General features: G+C 70.4%; 19 protein-coding genes. 2 read left to right on the top strand and 17 right to left on the bottom strand.

Annotated features, from left to right (window positions below):
• Positions 1 to 33 precede the first annotated feature (33 nt).
• Positions 34 to 1,476, bottom strand: coding sequence for a glutamate-cysteine ligase family protein (locus FS845_RS02760; RefSeq protein ID WP_144631219.1), 1,443 nt, complete (start codon positions 1,474 to 1,476; stop codon positions 34 to 36).
• A gap of 209 nt (positions 1,477 to 1,685) precedes the next feature.
• On the opposite strand from FS845_RS02760, the gene FS845_RS02755 reads away from it, so the two are divergent.
• Both FS845_RS02755 and FS845_RS02750 read left to right on the top strand, forming a co-directional pair.
• A complete protein-coding gene (locus tag FS845_RS02755) occupies positions 1,686 to 2,267 on the top strand; it encodes a hypothetical protein (RefSeq protein WP_144630598.1) in 582 nt (193 codons plus the stop codon).
• Between the two features lie 150 nt (positions 2,268 to 2,417).
• Complete coding sequence (locus tag FS845_RS02750; RefSeq protein ID WP_144630597.1) at positions 2,418 to 3,020, top strand: RNA polymerase sigma factor; 603 nt, start codon at positions 2,418 to 2,420, stop codon at positions 3,018 to 3,020.
• A gap of 17 nt (positions 3,021 to 3,037) precedes the next feature.
• Here the strand turns inward: FS845_RS02750 and sctC are convergent, their stop codons facing one another.
• From sctC to FS845_RS02670, 16 genes are all read right to left on the bottom strand, one after another.
• A complete protein-coding gene (gene sctC, locus FS845_RS02745; protein WP_144630596.1) occupies positions 3,038 to 4,996 on the bottom strand; it encodes a type III secretion system outer membrane ring subunit SctC in 1,959 nt (652 codons plus the stop codon).
• A gap of 27 nt (positions 4,997 to 5,023) precedes the next feature.
• Positions 5,024 to 5,422 (bottom strand): CesT family type III secretion system chaperone, encoded by a 399-nt coding sequence (locus FS845_RS02740; RefSeq protein ID WP_144630595.1) that lies wholly within the window; start codon positions 5,420 to 5,422, stop codon positions 5,024 to 5,026.
• Positions 5,423 to 5,427: 5 nt separating this feature from the next.
• Positions 5,428 to 6,477 carry a type III secretion system export apparatus subunit SctU gene (sctU, locus tag FS845_RS02735; protein WP_186332130.1) on the bottom strand — a complete coding sequence of 350 codons (1,050 nt, stop codon included), beginning with the start codon at positions 6,475 to 6,477 and terminating at the stop codon, positions 5,428 to 5,430.
• The gene (gene sctT / locus FS845_RS02730) at positions 6,474 to 7,274 is read right to left on the bottom strand and encodes a type III secretion system export apparatus subunit SctT (RefSeq protein WP_144630593.1); all 801 of its coding nucleotides are present in this window, start codon (positions 7,272 to 7,274) and stop codon (positions 6,474 to 6,476) included. The genes sctU and sctT overlap by 4 nt, the downstream gene beginning before the upstream one ends.
• A gap of 17 nt (positions 7,275 to 7,291) precedes the next feature.
• Positions 7,292 to 7,558 (bottom strand): type III secretion system export apparatus subunit SctS, encoded by a 267-nt coding sequence (gene sctS / locus FS845_RS02725; protein ID WP_144630592.1) that lies wholly within the window; start codon positions 7,556 to 7,558, stop codon positions 7,292 to 7,294.
• Between the two features lie 10 nt (positions 7,559 to 7,568).
• Positions 7,569 to 8,249, bottom strand: a complete 681-nt coding sequence (gene sctR, locus FS845_RS02720; protein ID WP_144630591.1) for a type III secretion system export apparatus subunit SctR — start codon at positions 8,247 to 8,249, stop codon at positions 7,569 to 7,571.
• Positions 8,250 to 8,283: 34 nt separating this feature from the next.
• Positions 8,284 to 9,366 carry a type III secretion system cytoplasmic ring protein SctQ gene (sctQ, locus tag FS845_RS02715; protein WP_260986115.1) on the bottom strand — a complete coding sequence of 361 codons (1,083 nt, stop codon included), beginning with the start codon at positions 9,364 to 9,366 and terminating at the stop codon, positions 8,284 to 8,286.
• A gap of 25 nt (positions 9,367 to 9,391) precedes the next feature.
• On the bottom strand, positions 9,392 to 10,027 hold the full coding sequence (locus FS845_RS02710) for a hypothetical protein (protein WP_144630589.1): 636 nt from the start codon (positions 10,025 to 10,027) through the stop codon (positions 9,392 to 9,394).
• 55 nt (positions 10,028 to 10,082) lie between these two features.
• A complete protein-coding gene (sctO, locus tag FS845_RS02705; RefSeq protein ID WP_144630588.1) occupies positions 10,083 to 10,589 on the bottom strand; it encodes a type III secretion system stalk subunit SctO in 507 nt (168 codons plus the stop codon).
• A 97-nt stretch (positions 10,590 to 10,686) separates the two neighbouring features.
• Positions 10,687 to 12,018 carry a type III secretion system ATPase SctN gene (gene sctN, locus FS845_RS02700; protein WP_144630587.1) on the bottom strand — a complete coding sequence of 444 codons (1,332 nt, stop codon included), beginning with the start codon at positions 12,016 to 12,018 and terminating at the stop codon, positions 10,687 to 10,689.
• A 17-nt stretch (positions 12,019 to 12,035) separates the two neighbouring features.
• Entirely contained in the window at positions 12,036 to 12,674 is a 639-nt protein-coding gene (locus FS845_RS02695) for an HrpE/YscL family type III secretion apparatus protein (protein WP_144630586.1), read from the bottom strand.
• Positions 12,644 to 13,291 carry a SctK family type III secretion system sorting platform protein gene (locus FS845_RS02690; protein ID WP_144630585.1) on the bottom strand — a complete coding sequence of 216 codons (648 nt, stop codon included), beginning with the start codon at positions 13,289 to 13,291 and terminating at the stop codon, positions 12,644 to 12,646. Before FS845_RS02690 ends, FS845_RS02695 begins: the two co-directional genes overlap by 31 nt.
• On the bottom strand, positions 13,288 to 14,148 hold the full coding sequence (gene sctJ / locus FS845_RS02685) for a type III secretion system inner membrane ring lipoprotein SctJ (protein WP_144630584.1): 861 nt from the start codon (positions 14,146 to 14,148) through the stop codon (positions 13,288 to 13,290). The genes FS845_RS02690 and sctJ overlap by 4 nt, the downstream gene beginning before the upstream one ends.
• Positions 14,148 to 14,570, bottom strand: coding sequence for a type III secretion system inner rod subunit SctI (sctI, locus tag FS845_RS02680; RefSeq protein ID WP_144630583.1), 423 nt, complete (start codon positions 14,568 to 14,570; stop codon positions 14,148 to 14,150). Before sctI ends, sctJ begins: the two co-directional genes overlap by 1 nt.
• A 61-nt stretch (positions 14,571 to 14,631) precedes the next feature.
• Positions 14,632 to 14,994: a hypothetical protein gene (locus tag FS845_RS02675; RefSeq protein WP_260986114.1), complete on the bottom strand. Its 363-nt coding sequence runs from the start codon at positions 14,992 to 14,994 to the stop codon at positions 14,632 to 14,634.
• Positions 14,995 to 15,072: 78 nt separating this feature from the next.
• On the bottom strand, positions 15,073 to 15,549 hold the full coding sequence (locus FS845_RS02670; protein ID WP_260986113.1) for a SycD/LcrH family type III secretion system chaperone: 477 nt from the start codon (positions 15,547 to 15,549) through the stop codon (positions 15,073 to 15,075).
• Positions 15,550 to 15,559: the final 10 nt, after the last annotated feature.

Below are 15,559 nucleotides of genomic sequence, written 5' to 3'. Positions count from 1 at the left end.
CGAAGCGGGCATCACGCCCGCCCCACCCTGCCGTCAATCCAGCACTTCGCGCCGCGCGCTCACGCAGGCCAGCTTCTCGGCTCGCCCGCCCGGCGCGGCATTCCACAATTCCAGCAAGCGGTCCGCCCCGGTGCGGCGCGTCTGCAGCACGTAGTCGGCGTAGCCCAGCCAGCGGCGCTCGCCCTCGGGCAGGCCCTGGCGCGCCACGTCCAGCACGTCGCGCGCCAGGGCGTGCACGGCATCGTCGTCCAGCGCATCGCGCATCGCCGCCGCGCGCATGCCGCGCAGGCGCAGCCAGCCCCAGTCGCGCCACAGCCGTTCGGCGGCATCCAGGTTGCGCATCAGGCCCAGTTGCAGCGCGGACGGCGACAGCGGCGCGGTGGCGGCCAGCGCGGCGCCGGCCTCGTCGCGCAACTGCGCATCGGCGAACACGGCGCCGCAGGCGCGGCCTTCGATGTAGCCATCCGCTGCGTGCCGGCCGTGCAGTTCCTCGATGCCGCCGGGCCGCCGCCACGCGGCCAGCAGTTCGTCCAGCGGCGCCGGACTGGCCAGGCGGTAGCGCCAGCGCGCGTCCAGGAAATGCGCGAACTGCGAGTATTCGAAATAACCGCTGTGCGGACGCAGCATCACGAGTTCGCCCGTGTCCGCGCGCCGGCCGGGCCACTGCGCCGACTCTAGGAAGCGCCGCAACGGCGGATCGCCCGCCAGGTACACCGACGCGGCCGACTTGTAGCCCTGGCTGGGCACCATCGACAGCGCCCGGCTGGCCGTGCCGGCGCCGAACATCCACCGAAAGTAGTCGCCCAGATCGTCGAAAGGCCGCTCGGGCAACTGCTGCAGCGCGTGGTCGCCGGCGAAGCGCGCATGGCGGAACATGCGGTCCCACAGCATCAGCCGGTTCTCTTTCAGGCCGGTGACGCGGCCCGCCTGCAGCGGGCTGTTGGCGAAGAGCGCGATGCAGGCGGGGGCCAGCGCCAGCACCGCGTTCAGCGCCCGCGCGGCCTGGTCGATGCCGACCGAGGTGCACGGGCCGTTCTGCGCCTTGGCGTCGATGCCGACCCGATGCAGCCAGCCGCGATAACCGACCAGCTCACGGTAGATCGGGCGGTCGGCGCGCACCGCCGCGTACCAGCCTGGGTCCAGCGCACAGTCGGGGTGCTCCGACACGTTCAGCAGCATGGCGCCTTCCCGCGCCAGCGCCTGGCGCGCGTCGCACAGTTCGCGCGCCACCTTGGCGGCCAGGCGGTCCAGGCCGCCCTCGCCGCCTTGCACGGGCGAGAATGCCGTCTCCAGCAGGTTGTAGCCGTTGTCGACGCCGCTGTCGCCATCCGGGCCCGCCACGCCGCCCGCGCGGCTTCCCAGCGCATAGACCGAGGCGTCCTCGCCACGCGATCGCTTGAGGACAGCCAGCGCCTCGAAGTAGCCGCCGACGGCATGGCTGCGGCCGCTGCCGCGCGCGGCCACGGCCATCTCCATTTCCAGGCCCAGCTTGCGGCCCGCCTCGCTTGCGCTCACGATTGCTTGCTCCTTGGCCGAGACGCGCTTCCGGCCGGATGATCTAATATGCCAAACGATTTTCCGCGGCTGACGAAATCCTGGAACCAATCCGGTTCCGTTGTTACGTACCCGGACAAGCGTCCTACCCGACGCGGATTTCCATCAAGGCCGCAGGACACAACTGCCGCATGACAATCGATTCCGTTTCCCGTCCCGTACCCGGTTTCCCCCAGATCGACGCCTTCACGCAGGCGGCACAGGGGGGCGGCGACGTCTACATCTCCGTAGCGGGCGCGCAATTGCAGGTGCTGGGCACGGGCGCCACGCCAGGCGGCCGCAGCGTGGCCTGGGTGGCGCCGGACACGGACACGGTCTCGATGTTTTCCCAGGCGCTGGCCAACACGTACGGCAACGGCATCGCCAGCGCGGTCTCGCGCGAGCTCGGCCTGGCGGCCAGCCCCGGCAGGCCCCTGGCGGCGCGCACCATCGAACTGGCGGTCGACATGGCGCAGACCTCGCGCCAGGCGCTCGACGGCGTCGACTTCGCCACCCGCCTGGCGTGTTCCGCCAGCACCGGCTCCTCCGTGTTCATGTCGGCCTGCTCCCAGGCCGGCATCAATCCCGCCTCCCTGGACGTCCAGCAGCGCCACACCCTGGACGCCGCGATGCAGCAGCGCTTCGACCAGGCCGCCGCGTCGGGCCACAGCCCCGTCTCGCTGGACACCGCCCGCACCTGGCTGGCCCAGTTGCTGGTCGCCGCGCCCCGCTGAGTCCGCGATTCCGGGGCGCTCCGCCCCCAAATATGACAGGTCACACGCTGTTGGGCGCTTACGTCTACGGTGGTCGTAATCATTGCGAATTACACAATTCATGTAGTACTTTGTAGCCGCTTTGCGCCTAATCCTTACGGTTTGCTCACAATGCCCGACTCCCTGGACCTCGCCGACGCTTCGCAAGAAGCCACACCGCAGCCCGACTGCGGCGGTCCGTCCTGGAGCTCGCAAGACGATCGCCTGCTGCGCGACCTGATCCGCGAACACAGCGGACGGCTGCAGCGCTTCATCATCAAGCACATCGGCAACACCAGCGAGGCCGAAGACCTGGCGCAGCAGGCCTTCGTCGAGGCCGCCCGCTCGTACCAGAGCTTTCGCGGCGAATCGCAGCTGTCCACGTGGCTGTACGGCATCGCGCTGAATCTGGTGCGCAACTACCTGTCGCGCGCGCCCGAGCGCCGCTACGACTTCGTCGGCGAGGACAACCTTGCCACGCACGCGACGTCCGATTCCACGCCGGAACAGGCGCTGGAGCAGGCGCAGACTGTCCGGCTGATGCAGGAAGCGCTGGACGAGCTGCCCGACAGCATGCGGGACATCCTGCTGATGATCGGCCTGGACAACATGTCCTATGAAGAGGCGGCCGCGCTGCTCACCGTGCCCATCGGCACCGTGCGCAGCCGCCTGTCGCGCGCGCGCAGCGCCCTGCGCGACAAGCTTCTGCAGAAAGGCCTGCCGCTCAACGACTGAGCGGCCCGCCGTTTCCATCACGGTTCGCCGCGGCCCGTGCCGGGCACGTCCAGCGTTTCCACGCGCAACACCGAACCGCCGGGCTGCATCGCGGGCTGCGCCTGGCCCGGCCCCAGCGGCACAGACTCGATGTAGCTGCCCGATGGGCGCACCGGCCCCTGCGGCGACCCGACCCGCACGGCCTCGAACTGCACGCGCGTCTGCTGCCCCTGCATCAGGTCCAGGTACTGGCCCGCGGTCAGCTTCTCGCCCGCCTTGGCCCACGTGGCATCCACGGCGCGGCCGGCGCGCGACTGGCCGCGCGGCGCGGACACGATCTCGCCGTTGATGGCCACCACGCGCGGACGCAGCAGGAACAGGCGCTCGCGGCGCTGCACGGTCTTGCTGCGGCTGGAGAACAGCGCGCCCAGTCCCGGGATGTCGCCCAGGAAGGGCACCTTGTCGACCTGCTCGGTGTCCTGCGTGGCGTTGTAGCCGCCCACCAGCAGGGTCTGATCGTCGCCGACCACCGCCAGCGTGCTGATGGTGCTGCGGCGTACCGTCGGCAGGTCGCCCACCGGACGCTCGTCCTGGATGCGGCCGTCCTCGATGTCGACGGTCAGCTCCACCTCGCGGCGCGACTTGCCTTCGATGTAGCGCGGCGTCACGCGCAGCGACGTGCCCACGGTGATGGGCGTGACGGTGGCCACGCGCTCGCCCGTGGTCTGGATGTAGAACGTGTCGGAGATGTCGATCAGCGAACCCATGTTGTCGGCCGTCAGGATCGAGGGCTGCGACAGGACGTTGGCCTGGCCGCGCGTCTGCAGCGCGCGCACGCGCGCCGCCAGCGAGTTGCCGATGCTGATGCCGATGGTGCCTGGGGACAGCGGCGCGCTGGCATCCAGCGGCAGGCCGCCGCTGGTGGACAGGCCCAGGTTGCCGTAGCCGGCCGAGGTGCTGCCTGCGCGCGCGCCCCACTGCACGCCCAGTTCGTTGACCAGGTCGGAGTTGACGTCGACGATCATCGCCTCGATCTCGATCAGCGTGCTGGCCACGTCCAGCTGGTCGATCAGCTGCTTGTAGATGGGAATGCGGTCGGGAATGTCCTGCACGATGATCGCGTTCAGGCGCGGATCGGCCTGCACGGTGGGCTCGCGCAGGCGCAGGCCCGCGCCGCGGCGGCCACGCTGCGCCTCGCCCGCCGAGGCACCCGTGCCGGCCGCCGCGGCGGCGGGACCTCCCACGATGGCGCCGCCCGGGCCTTCCTGCGCGGCCACGCCGGGAAAGGCCGGCGGGTTGTCGCGCAGGGGCGCGGCGATGGCAGACAGCGTCTCGTTGTTGTTGCCGCCTCCATTGCCGAGGATCAGGTTGCGCAGCACGGTGGCCATGCCGGGCGTGATCACCGCCTGGTCGCGGTAGCTGACCGTGCGGTCGTTGACGGTGGCGTGCTTCAGGCGGAACACCGCCACCTGCTGGCCGCCCGCGCCCAGCGGCAGGGCCGCCACGGTACGCTCGATCAGGCTGACGTAGGCCGGCGGACCGGATACCAGCGCAATGCCCTGGTCCGGCAGCTCGCCCCAGCCGAAGCGTGGATCCAGCACCCCCAGCTGCAGCAGCGCATCGCGCAGCGCGCTGATGGAGCTGCCCATGGCGCTGACGGCGCGCGTGCTCATGTCACTGGTGCGGCTGACGAACAGCGTGCCCGAATACACGAACCAGTTGAAGCCGTACACGCCGCCCAGCCGGTCCATGAACTCGGTGGGCGTGCCCGCGTTGAAATTGCCGTTCACCATGCCCGCGACCTCGGGGCCCATCTGCAGCGACAGGCTGAAGCCGCTGGCGAACTGGCGCAGCACGCTCTGCAGGCTCTCGTTCTTGGCGTAATAGCTGTAGGGGGCGTTGGGCCAGTTGGGCGCGGCCTGGGCCGTTCCCATCAACGCCAGCGCCAGGGCGCCCGCCAGGATGATCCGCTTCAACTGAAAATCTCCTCGATGCATTCGGTGTCGGTGGCCGGGCATGCCGGCTCAGGCCGCTCTCTTCACGGCGCCGGTCCAGAACGACAGCGCGTTGGCGAACTGCCCCACTGCCTCGTCCATCTCGACCTCGCTGCTGTCGGGCCGCACCATCTGCTGCAGCCACAGGGCCTCTTCGGCGGGATCGACCACGCAGGCCGAGGCGTGGCCGCTCAGCATGCCGGCCGCCTGCCGTGCCAGGCCGGCCACGAAGTCCTCGCGGGCGATGCCGGCGGGCGGCAGCGCGCACAGCCGTGCGCAGATCGCCAGCCAGCCGTTGCGCGTGCCCTGCAGGTGCACGCGGTATTTGTCGTCGATGGTCAGCGTGGCACGGCCGTCGCTGCGCAGCGCCTCGGGGATGGCGTGGCGCGCCAGGTAGCGCGCGATCAGGGGATGGGACGTGGCTGACATGGGCGTCATTCCTCGGAAGCGGCCAGCTTGCGCACCAGGCGCAGCACCTCGGCCACCGGTTCGATCAGGTCGCTGGGGATGTACTGGTCGGGCTGGGCCGTGGCCATCAGCGCCCGCGCCAGCGGGATGTTCTGCATCACGGGCACGCCGGCCTCGCGCGCGGCCTGCATCATCTGCTCGGCCAGGTAGCCCTCGCCCTTGGCCAGCACGCGGGGCAGCGGCGTCTCGTCGGGCTCGTAGTACAGCGCGACGGCCAGGTGGGTCGGGTTGGTGACCACCACCGAGGCCTTGCGCGCGCCGCTGACGGCGCCGCTCATCACCATCTCCTGGTGCAGGTGCTTGCGCTTGTGCTTGATGTGCGGATCGCCTTCGCTTTCCTTGTATTCCTGCTTGACCTCTTCCTTGCTCATCATCAGGTTCTTGCGATGCTGCATGCGCTGCCACACGAAGTCGGCCAGCGAGATGATGACGTAGGCCACGGCCACGTTGACCAGCAGCGTGCGCAGCATGCCGCCCACGCCGCTTTGCAAGCCGGCCAGCCCGCTGTGCGGCACCGACATCAGCTCGGGCAGCGCGTCGCGCACCACGAAGACCACCAGCGCCGAAAGGAAGCCGATCTTGACGATGGACTTCAGCAACTCGACCAGATTCTTCTTCGAGAACATGTTCTTCAGGTTGCCCATGACGTCGAGCTTCTTGCCCGAAGGCTTGAGCTTCTCGAACGCCAGCACGATGCCCACCTGCAGGAACTCGGCGAACATGCCCACCAACAGCACGATCAGCACGAAAGGCAGCACCAGCGAGATGCCTTCGCGCAGCGAGGCGTCCAGCGCGGTCTTGAGCGCCACGTCGAATGGCATGCCCGTCAGCCCCGCCGGCACCAGCATCAGGCGGCCCAGGGATTCGATGATGTTCTTGGCGTTGCCCAGCATGTAGCCGAACAGGGCGAGCACCAGCAGCGTCTGCGTGAAGTCCTTGCTGTGCGCGACGTCGCCCTTCTGGCGCGAGTCGCGCAGCTTCTTGTGGGTGGGCTGTTCGGTCTTTTCGCCGCTCATGGCGCCCGCCACTGGTTGTCGAGGAACGGCAGGATGCCGGCGATGCCGCGCGTGGCCTCGCCGGCGTAGTCGAACAGCGGGCTCATGTAGAGCACCAGCACCAGGAAGGCCAGCGCGCTCTTGATCGGCATGGCCAGGAAGAACACCTGCAGCTGCGGCGCGAAGCGGCTGACCAGGGCCAGGCCCAGTTCGGCCAGGAACATGGCGACGATGGCCGGCGCGGCGAACAGCAGCACCAGCCGCGCCATGCGGCTGAGCTGGTCGAGCATCAGCGGGACGCTGTCGCGCTGCAGCGCGGGCGTCCAGTGGAAGAGATCCCACAGGCGGAAGCTGTCGTACAGCATCGTCAACATCAGGGAGAAGCCTCCCCCCACCAGGAAAAACACCATGAACGCCTGGTTGAACAGGATGCCCAGCGGCGACGAGTCGTTGCCCGTGCCCGGGTTGATCACGGCCCCCAGGCTGGCCCCGCGCTGGTTGTCCACCACGAAGCCCACGGCCTCGAAGATCCAGAACGGAATGGCCACCAGGAAGCCCAGCACCAGTCCCACGAACACTTCCTTGGCCACCAGCAGCAGCACGTCGATCCAGGTCAGGTCGACCGCGGCATAGCCCGGCGCCAGCGCCGGCACCAGGACCAGGCCCATGGCCGCTCCGACGGCGTAGCGCAGCATCCCGGGCAGCAACTGGCGGTTGAACAGCGGCAGCATGGCGCACAGCGCCAGGATGCGCGGCTGCGTCAGCGCCAGCGTGCTCATGAAAGTGTTCGCTTCCGCGTAGGTAACGCCCGAGATCATTTCGTTCCGCGCGCGCCTCAGTGGATTTTGTAAAAGAGGTCGAAGACCGAGATGGTGTAGTTGTAGAGCTCGCCGCTGATCCACGGCGCCGTCAGCAGCAGCGTGGCGAACACGGCGATCAGCTTCACGGCGAAGGACAGGGTCTGTTCCTGGATCTGCGTCAGCGCCTGGAACAGCGAGAACAGCGTGCCCACGATGGCGGCCACCGCGATGGGCGGCAGGGACAGCCACAGCACCAGGTACAGCGCCTGGGTCATGTAGGAGACGACGTCGACGGTCTGCATCCCGCGTCCCTCAGCCGTAGGACAGCACCAGGCCCTGGATCAGCCGGGTCCAGCCGTCGACCATGACGAACAGGAACAGCTTCAGGGGCAAGGCGATGGTGACCGGCGAGACCATCATCATGCCCATCGCCAGCAGGATGTTGGACACGATCAGGTCGATGACCACGAAGGGCAGGTACAGCAGGAAGCCGATCTGGAAGGCGGCCGACAGCTCGGACACCAGGAAGGCCGGGATCAGCACCAGGAAGTTGTCTTCCGTCAGGTCGCGCGCCTGCTCCTCGCCCCACAGGTGGCGCGCGGTGCGCACGAAGAAATCGCGCTGCTCCGGGCGGCTGTTCTTCACCATGAAGCTGCGCATCGGCTCGGCGCCGCGCGCCACGGCCTCCATGGCGGCGCCCATGCGGTCGGGCGGCGGCACGCCGGGCTGCACCTGCGCGGGCGTCTGCTGGGCAACAGCCTTGAGCTCGCCGCCCACCTGCATCACCACCGGAGCCATCACGTAGACGGACAGGATCAGCGCCAGGCCATACAGCGCCATGTTCGGCGGCACCTGCTGCACGCCCAGGGCATTGCGCACCAGGGACAGCACCACGGCGATCTTCAGGAAAGACGTCGTCATCACGGCGGCCAGCGGCACCAGCGCCAGCATGGCCAGCATGAACGCCAGGCTGATGGGATCGAAGCCGGTCATGGCAGGCTCCGCGCGGCCGGAAGGATGGCGGCCGTCATGCCGACTCCTTGCCCAGCGTGGCGATGGTGACGCCGATGCGGCCGTCGATCTCGACCAGCGTGCCGGTGCCCAGCAGCGCGCCGTTGGCGCGGATCATGACGGGCCCGTCGGCCAGCGGGCGCTGCAGGTCGAAGGTCTCGCCGGGCTGCAGGCGGCGCAGGTCGGCCAGGGTCAGGCTGCGCTCGCCCAGGTCGAAGGTCAGGCGCACGGGAATGGCGTCGACGTCCAGCGGTTCGGCGACGTGCGCAGCGGCGGGCGCAGGGGATTCGGGGGTCTGGGTCATGAGCGAGGTCCAGCCTTCAGTGACGATGTAAGTAGAGTGTTCGGCGCGCACGCGCAGGCCCTGGCCCTGGGGGATGCCCAGCCAGAGTTCGCCCTGCGGGCCGACCAGGTATTCGTCCAGCAGCACCACGTCGCGCGGGCGCAGCGAGCGCAGTTCTGCGGCGGGCAGCGTAGCGGCGCCCAACGTGGCGCGCAGCGTCACCGGCAGCGCGTCGGTGTCCACCCCGTTGCCGGCGGGTGCGGCCTTCGCGATCAGGCTGGCCAGCAGCATCAAGCCCAGGCCATCGGCCTCCAGCACGGCGTGGCGGACCTCGCCGGTGGCGACGGCGCGCAGCGTCAGGGTCCAGACGTGCGGCAGGCGGGCGGCATCGCTGGCTTCAAGGGCCTGCACATGGGCGGGGCCACCCGGCGACACGCGCGTCAACGCCGCGACGACCTCTTCCAGCAGGGTTTCCAGCGCGGCGGCGCGCAGCGCCTCGGGCAGCGGGCCGGGCGCCAGGCCGGGCAGGCGCGCGGCCAGCCAGGCATCCGGCGCATTGCGCGGCAAGGCCAGGCGCAGCGTGGCGCCGGCCCATTCGATGCCGGTGCGCCAGTCGGCGGCCTGGCGCAGCGCATCCACCGCGCCGGCGGTGAAGCCCACGCGCCAGGACGCGGGCGCGGCGTCGGCGGCAGCGCCCTCGGCGGGCAACAGGTCGACGGCGAAGTCCGCGCCGTGGCGCGCGATCAGCGTCAGGGCACGGGCCTCGTTGGCGGACAGGCGCGGCAAGGAGGCGGGGTGGGCCGTTACGGGAAGCATGGGGTCCATCTTCGGGGGAATATCCTCAAGGCGCGGAGTCGGAGGGCGTCGGCGCGGCGACGGACGGCGCGGCGTACGGGTCGCCGGCCTCGGCCTCGAACAGGCAGGGGTCTTCGAGATCGTCGGTGGTCACGCGCACCAGGCAGGGGCGTCGAAGCGATGCGGCCAGCTCGGCCGCCAACGCGGCCGCGTTCACGCAGAGCTTCTCGCGGGAGGCCTCGCTGGCACAGGCGAAGGCGGCCACGACGCGGCCGGCGTCCTCGAATACGGAGACGGTCACGCCAGGCAGCACGTCGTCCGCCAGCGCGATGCGCACTTCGCGGCGGCCGCCGCTGCCGTCGCCCACCAGCAGGCGGTCGGCGGCGCAGGCGAGGTCGCGGGCCAGGCCGGCCAGGGCTACGCTGGACGACGCGGGCGATGCCGCCATGACCGGCGCGGCGCCGAACAGGCCGAACGGCCGCGCGGCGGCGTCGTCGGCCTGCCGCTGCGCGGACGGGCCGGCATCGTCGGCGCCCTCGTCGTCGGGCTGCGCCAGGGCGCGCTCGAAGGCCCTGCGGTCGGCGTCGGACGCCTCGCGGCGCAGGCCGGAGTCGGGCTGGGCCAGGTCGCCAAGGTCTTGCGCCACGGACGTATTCAGGTCGATGCGGCGGTCGATGCTCATCGGCAGGGCCTCCGGCCAGCAGGCGCGTGCCCGCGAGCGGTGGTGCGCAGCAAGATCATGACGGCTCGTACTCCTCGTGCGATTCCCAGTCCTCGCGGTCACGGGCCACCGAAGCGGCCTCTTCCATCTCCAGGTCTTCCTTGCGCTCCAGCTCTTTCAGGTGGGCGTCCAGGTGCATCTGCGCCAGCTCGACGAATTTCTCGGTCATGCGGCTGGCGTCGCGGTGGTCGACCCGGCGCGCGGCCAGCGCCTCGGCCTCGCGCGCCACGTGCTTGCGCGCCTCGGCGACGTGCTCGTGCTGCCGCTGCTCGCCCTGGCGCAGGTCGGCCACGCCGGCCAGCACGTCCTCGATCTCGCGCACCCGCACCGTGCGGCTGCACAGGTCCTGGTACATGTCGCGTTCGCGCTGCCGCGCCCAGCCCAGGTATTGCCTGAGATCGTCCTCGGCCTTCTCCTGCGCGGTCTCGGCCTGCGCATGCAGCTGGCGCTGGCGCGCCACGGCCAGCTCGGCCTGGCCTTCGCGAAACCGCTTGATGGCCAGCAGTTCGTCGAAGACGCTCATCCCGCCCTCCCCGCGCCAAGAAACCGCGCCTTCGCCTGGCCTGGCGTGGCCTGCAGAGGCGCGGCCGGCATGGGCATGGCCGGCATCGGCGCGCGCATCACTTCACCCCCGCGATGGCGGCCATGCGCTCCAGCGCCTGCGGCAGCGTGGTGCGCTCGTCCGTGCGTTGCTTCAGGAAGGTGTTGATGGCGTCGATCTTGTCGATGGCCTCGTCGGTGACCGGGTCGCCGCCGCGCTTGTACTCGCCGATCTTCACCAGCAGCTCGACTTCCTGGTACTTGGCCATCAGCTCGCGGATGCGGCCCGCCAACTTCTTGTGCTCGGGCGTGATCACCGCGTTCATCACGCGGCTGGCCGAGGCCAGCACGTCGATGGCGGGATAGTGGTTGGCCGCGCCCAGGCGGCGCGACAGCACGATGTGGCCGTCCAGGATGGAGCGCGTCTCGTCGGCGATGGGCTCGGTCATGTCGTCGCCCTCGACGAGCACGGTGTACAGCGCGGTGATGGAGCCATGCTGGTTCATGCCCACGCGCTCCATCAGCTTGGGCAGCGTGGCGAACACCGACGGCGGATAGCCGCGGCGCGTCGGCGGCTCGCCCGCGGCCAGCCCGATCTCGCGCTGGGCCCGCGCGAAACGCGTCACCGAGTCCATCAGGAACAGCACGCGCTTGCCCTGGTCGCGGAAGTACTCGGCGATGGCGGTGGCCACGTAGGCGGCCTTGGCGCGCTCCATCGACGACTTGTCGCTGGTGGCGCAGACGATCACGCTCTTGCGCCGGCCCTCGGGGCCCAGTTCGTGCTCCAGGAACTCGCGCACCTCGCGGCCGCGCTCGCCGATCAGGGCCACCACCGTCACGTCCACGTCGGCGCCCTTGACCAGCATGCCCATCAGCGTGGACTTGCCGCCCCCCGCAGCCGCGAAGATGCCCAGGCGCTGGCCCTCGCCGCAGGTCAGCACGCCGTCCAGCGCGCGCACGCCCAGTTCCAGCGGGTCCTTGATGATGCGGCGCGTCAGCGGATCGGGCGCCTCGGCGAACACCGGATAGAACTTGCTGGCCTCCAGCGGGCCCAGCTCGGCCTCGTCCAGGGGTCGGCCCAGGCCGTCCAGCACGCGGCCCAGCAGGCCGTTGCCCACCGGCACCATGTGCGCGCGCCCGGTGGGGATGACCTCGGTGGCCGACGAGATGCCGTACATGTCGCCGATGGGCGTCAGCAGCGCCGCGTCGCGCGCGAAGCCCACCACCTCGCCCTTCATCTCGAAGTCCTCGCCCGGATTGCGCAGGATGCAGACCTCTCCCACCTTCACGGTGGGCACCACGGCCTTGATGATGGTGCCGATGACCTGCGTGACGCGTCCCTTGATGCGCAAGGTCGACGTGTCCTGCAGCGCCATCTCCATCATTTCGGTGATGTAGTCGAATTGCCGCATGGCTGTGTCCGTCCCGCCTACACCCGGCTGCCCAGCGTGCGCTGGAACGCGCCGCGCAGGGCCTCGAGCTGGCCTTCCAGGCTGGCCTCCACCATGCCGATCTCGCTTTCCAGGATGCAGGCGCCGCGCGCCAGCCGGCCGTCGGCCAGGATGTCCAGGTAGCCCACGCCGGGATAGGCGGCCAGCAGGTCGTTGATGCGCTCGCGCACGCCATCGGCCTCATCGGGATGCAGGCGCAACGTCATCTGCTTCTGGTTGCGCACCACGGCCAGCGCGTTGCGCACCACGATCATCACCTTCTCGCGGTCGTCGAAGCCGTCGACGACCTTGCGCACCGCCAGCATCACCAGGTCGACCATCTCGTTCTCGACGCCGGCGAAGTACTCCACCGTGCGGCCGACGGTCTCGATCATCTTCTCGGCCTGGTCCAGCAGCGCCTGCTCGCGGCCGTCGGCATAGCCGCGTTTCTGCTCGGCCTCGAAGGCGGCCTGCGCGCCGGCCAGGATGGCCTGGGCCTGCGCATGGGCGTTGTCCAGCAGCGCCTGCGCATCGGTCAGCGCGGCGTGGTCGTCCGCGCGCAGCACGCGCGCGCCAGGCGCGACGGTGGCGGCCAGGCGGCGCGGGGTCAGGGGATCGCGGGGAAGGAGGAATGCCATGTCGGTTCGGTCAGCTTGAGCACGTCCAGCGCCAGCGCCAGGGACTGGGCGGCGGGCAGGGGCGCGTCGCCGGTGGGCCCGGCGGACAGTTTCAGTTCGGCGCGCAGGGCCAGTTCGGGGCCGCCGCCGCGCAGCGCTTCCAGCAGCGTGGCGCGGCCCAGGCGCTGCACGGCGTCGACCGTGTCATCGGCACTGAACGCGGCGCAGCCGGCGATGCCGGGATGCAGTGCCGGGGCGGCCTGCCGGGCGAAGGCCAGCGCCTCGGCGCCCAGGCCCTCGATGAAGCGGCGCACCTCGGCGCCGGCGATGGCGCGGCGCAGCCGCGGGCCGCACAGCGCCACGCCGAGCCGCTGCGCGCAACGCGCCAGCGGTTCGGGCGGCAGCAGCGCCAGCGCCAGCTCGGGCCGGCGCGCATCCCGCACGGGGCGCTCCAGCAGGTCCAGCCGCCGCAGGATCTGCCTCGACCATTGCCGGTGCCAGGCGGCCGCCAGCGGAGCGGGCAGCGCCACGGCGGGCGGCGCGCCGTGCTCCGCGTGGCGGCTGGGATGCAGCGTGCGGCTGGGCAGCAGATTGAATTCCGCCAGCCTGGCTCCGAACAGGACGCCCGCGTCGGTCATGCCGACTGGCCTTGCGATCCGCCGGGCTCGCGACGGTCCGTGCGGCCGGCGCCGGTGCGGATCGCGAACGGCGAACCGACGCGCCACAGCACCCAGCCCAGGGCGCCGGCCAGCAGCACCACCAGCAGGATCAGCACGCCCAGCAGCACCGCCAGGCCGGTGGCCGAGCCGCTGTCGACCTGCATGCCCAGCACGCTGGCCAGCGCCGGGCCGTTCTGCGCGGCTTGCGTGGACGGTTGCGCGGACACCAATGCGATCGACACGCGGTCTTCGGTCAGGCCCGGAATGGCGTGCGTGACCAGCTTGCGGATCTGCGGCTGCAGGGCGTCCAGGTTGTAGCCGGCCTGGTGCTTGATGAACACGGCCGCGGTGGAAGGCGTGGTGGTCTCGCCGACCCCGCCGCGCTCGGGCAGCACGACGTGCACGCGCGCGGCCAGCACGCCGTCCATCTGCGACAGCGTGTTGGTGAGCTCCTGCGACAGCGCGTAGATGTAGCGGGCGCGCTCTTCCAGCGGCGAAGACACCAGGCCTTCCTTGCGGAAGATCTGGCCCATGCCGTCGAAGCGCTCGCGCGGCAGGCCGCGGGCGCGCAGGATGTCCAGCGCGCGGGCGACCTCCGAGCCGTCCACCGAGATCGACACGCCCTCTTTGGTGGCGGTCTTCTCGGCGCGGATGCCCGAATCCAGCAGCGCCGACAGCAGTTCGTTGGCCTCGCCCTCGGTGGACGCCGAGAACAGCGTGACGCGCGACCCGCAGGCCGCCAGCAGCACGATCACCAGGCCTGCCAGCGCCAGGCGCAGCGCGCGCCAGGACGGCAATGCCATGCCGAAGGAACGGGAAAGCGACAGCGAATGCATTAGGACATCCTGACCAGCGTATCGATATTCTGCGTGGTGCGCGACACCGCCTTGCCCACCAGTTCATACTGCACGGAGACTTGCAGCATCTCGGCCTGCACGCGCAGCATGTCGCCGATGTTGGGCTTCGCGGCCATCTGGTCCAGGCCAGCGGCGATGCCCTGCCAGCGCTGCGAGAACTCGGCCGACGTGCCCTGCAGGCTGGACAGGATCTGCCCGCCCAGCGTGGGCAGGCTGGGCGCCACGCTGTCCGGCGCGAACGCCGCCTGCAGGGCGGCCTGCACCGCAGTGGGTTCGGCGGCCACGTCGGGCGCGCTCATCAGCGCATTGAACCGTTCGGTGGCGGCCGAAGATGGCGCCACCGTGGGCGTGGCCGTGGTCAGCGGCGCCGACAGGGCGGCGGTTAGCGCGGCGATTTCCATGATTTTCTCTATTCCTTCACAGTGATGGCGAGGGCGGCGGGCATTCCAGGGCCTGTCGACACTAGTCCTGTCCCAGCAGGCTGCGGGCAAGCGCCGCGCCCTCGTCCTGGCCGGTAGCGGCTTCCTGCAGGACCCTGCGGCTGTCGGCCGCACGGCCGGCCTGCCGCAGGGCCAGTCCCAGCCAGGCCTGGACCTGGCTGCGCTCGGCGGCGTCGATCGATCCGGCCTGTTCCAGCAGCCGCGCCGCCTCCGCCGCGCGGCCGGCCGCGATGCGCGCCAGCGCCAGCCCGATGTACGGATAGGCGCGGCCGGGCCGCACCAGGCGCAATGCCTCGAAGATCGCGTCGGCACGCGCCACGTCGCCCGCGCGGGCGGCCAGCATGCCCACCTCGGTCAGCAGGCGCGCCTCGTCCGCATCAAGCACAAAAGCCGTCTCCGAAGAGACGGCCGTTTCAGCCCGGGGCCAGGTCCCGAAAAGCTTACCGGTCATGGCATACCGTCATCAGGCGACGGCCTCCCGGTGGGCGAGGTCCAGCAGGGCCTGGGCGCGCGCGCGGGCCTCGGGATACGCGCCGGATTCGTCGATGTAGCGCAGCGCCAGGGACGCCTCTTCGGCGGCTTCGTCGGCCAGGCCCAGCGCCAGCAGGCACTCGGCCACGCCCAGCGACGCCTCCGGCCCCTCGGGGAACAGCGTGCCCACCGCCGAATAGATGCGCACCGCCTCTTCATAGCGGGCGCACATCTGCAGGCACAGCGCCAGGCCCATCATGTAGTGCTTGCGCGTGGGGCCGTAGGTGGACAGGATCGAGAACACCGGCAGGGCCTCGGCATACTTGCCCTGCGTGACCTGCGCATAGGCCAGCGCATAGATCACTTCGAGCTGCTCGGCGGTGAAGCGCTTGCTGGACGGCAGGGCCTGCAGGCCCTGGTAGAGTTTCTCGCCGAATTCGCTGCGCGGGGCAGTAGCGGTCTGGGACATGCGTATCTCC

The sequence above is a fragment of the Bordetella genomosp. 13 genome (genome assembly GCF_007679965.1).
GTDB lineage: Bacteria > Pseudomonadota > Gammaproteobacteria > Burkholderiales > Burkholderiaceae_B > Bordetella.
Note: the sequence above shows the minus strand (reverse complement) of the source record. Positions and strands in the feature narration are given on the sequence as shown.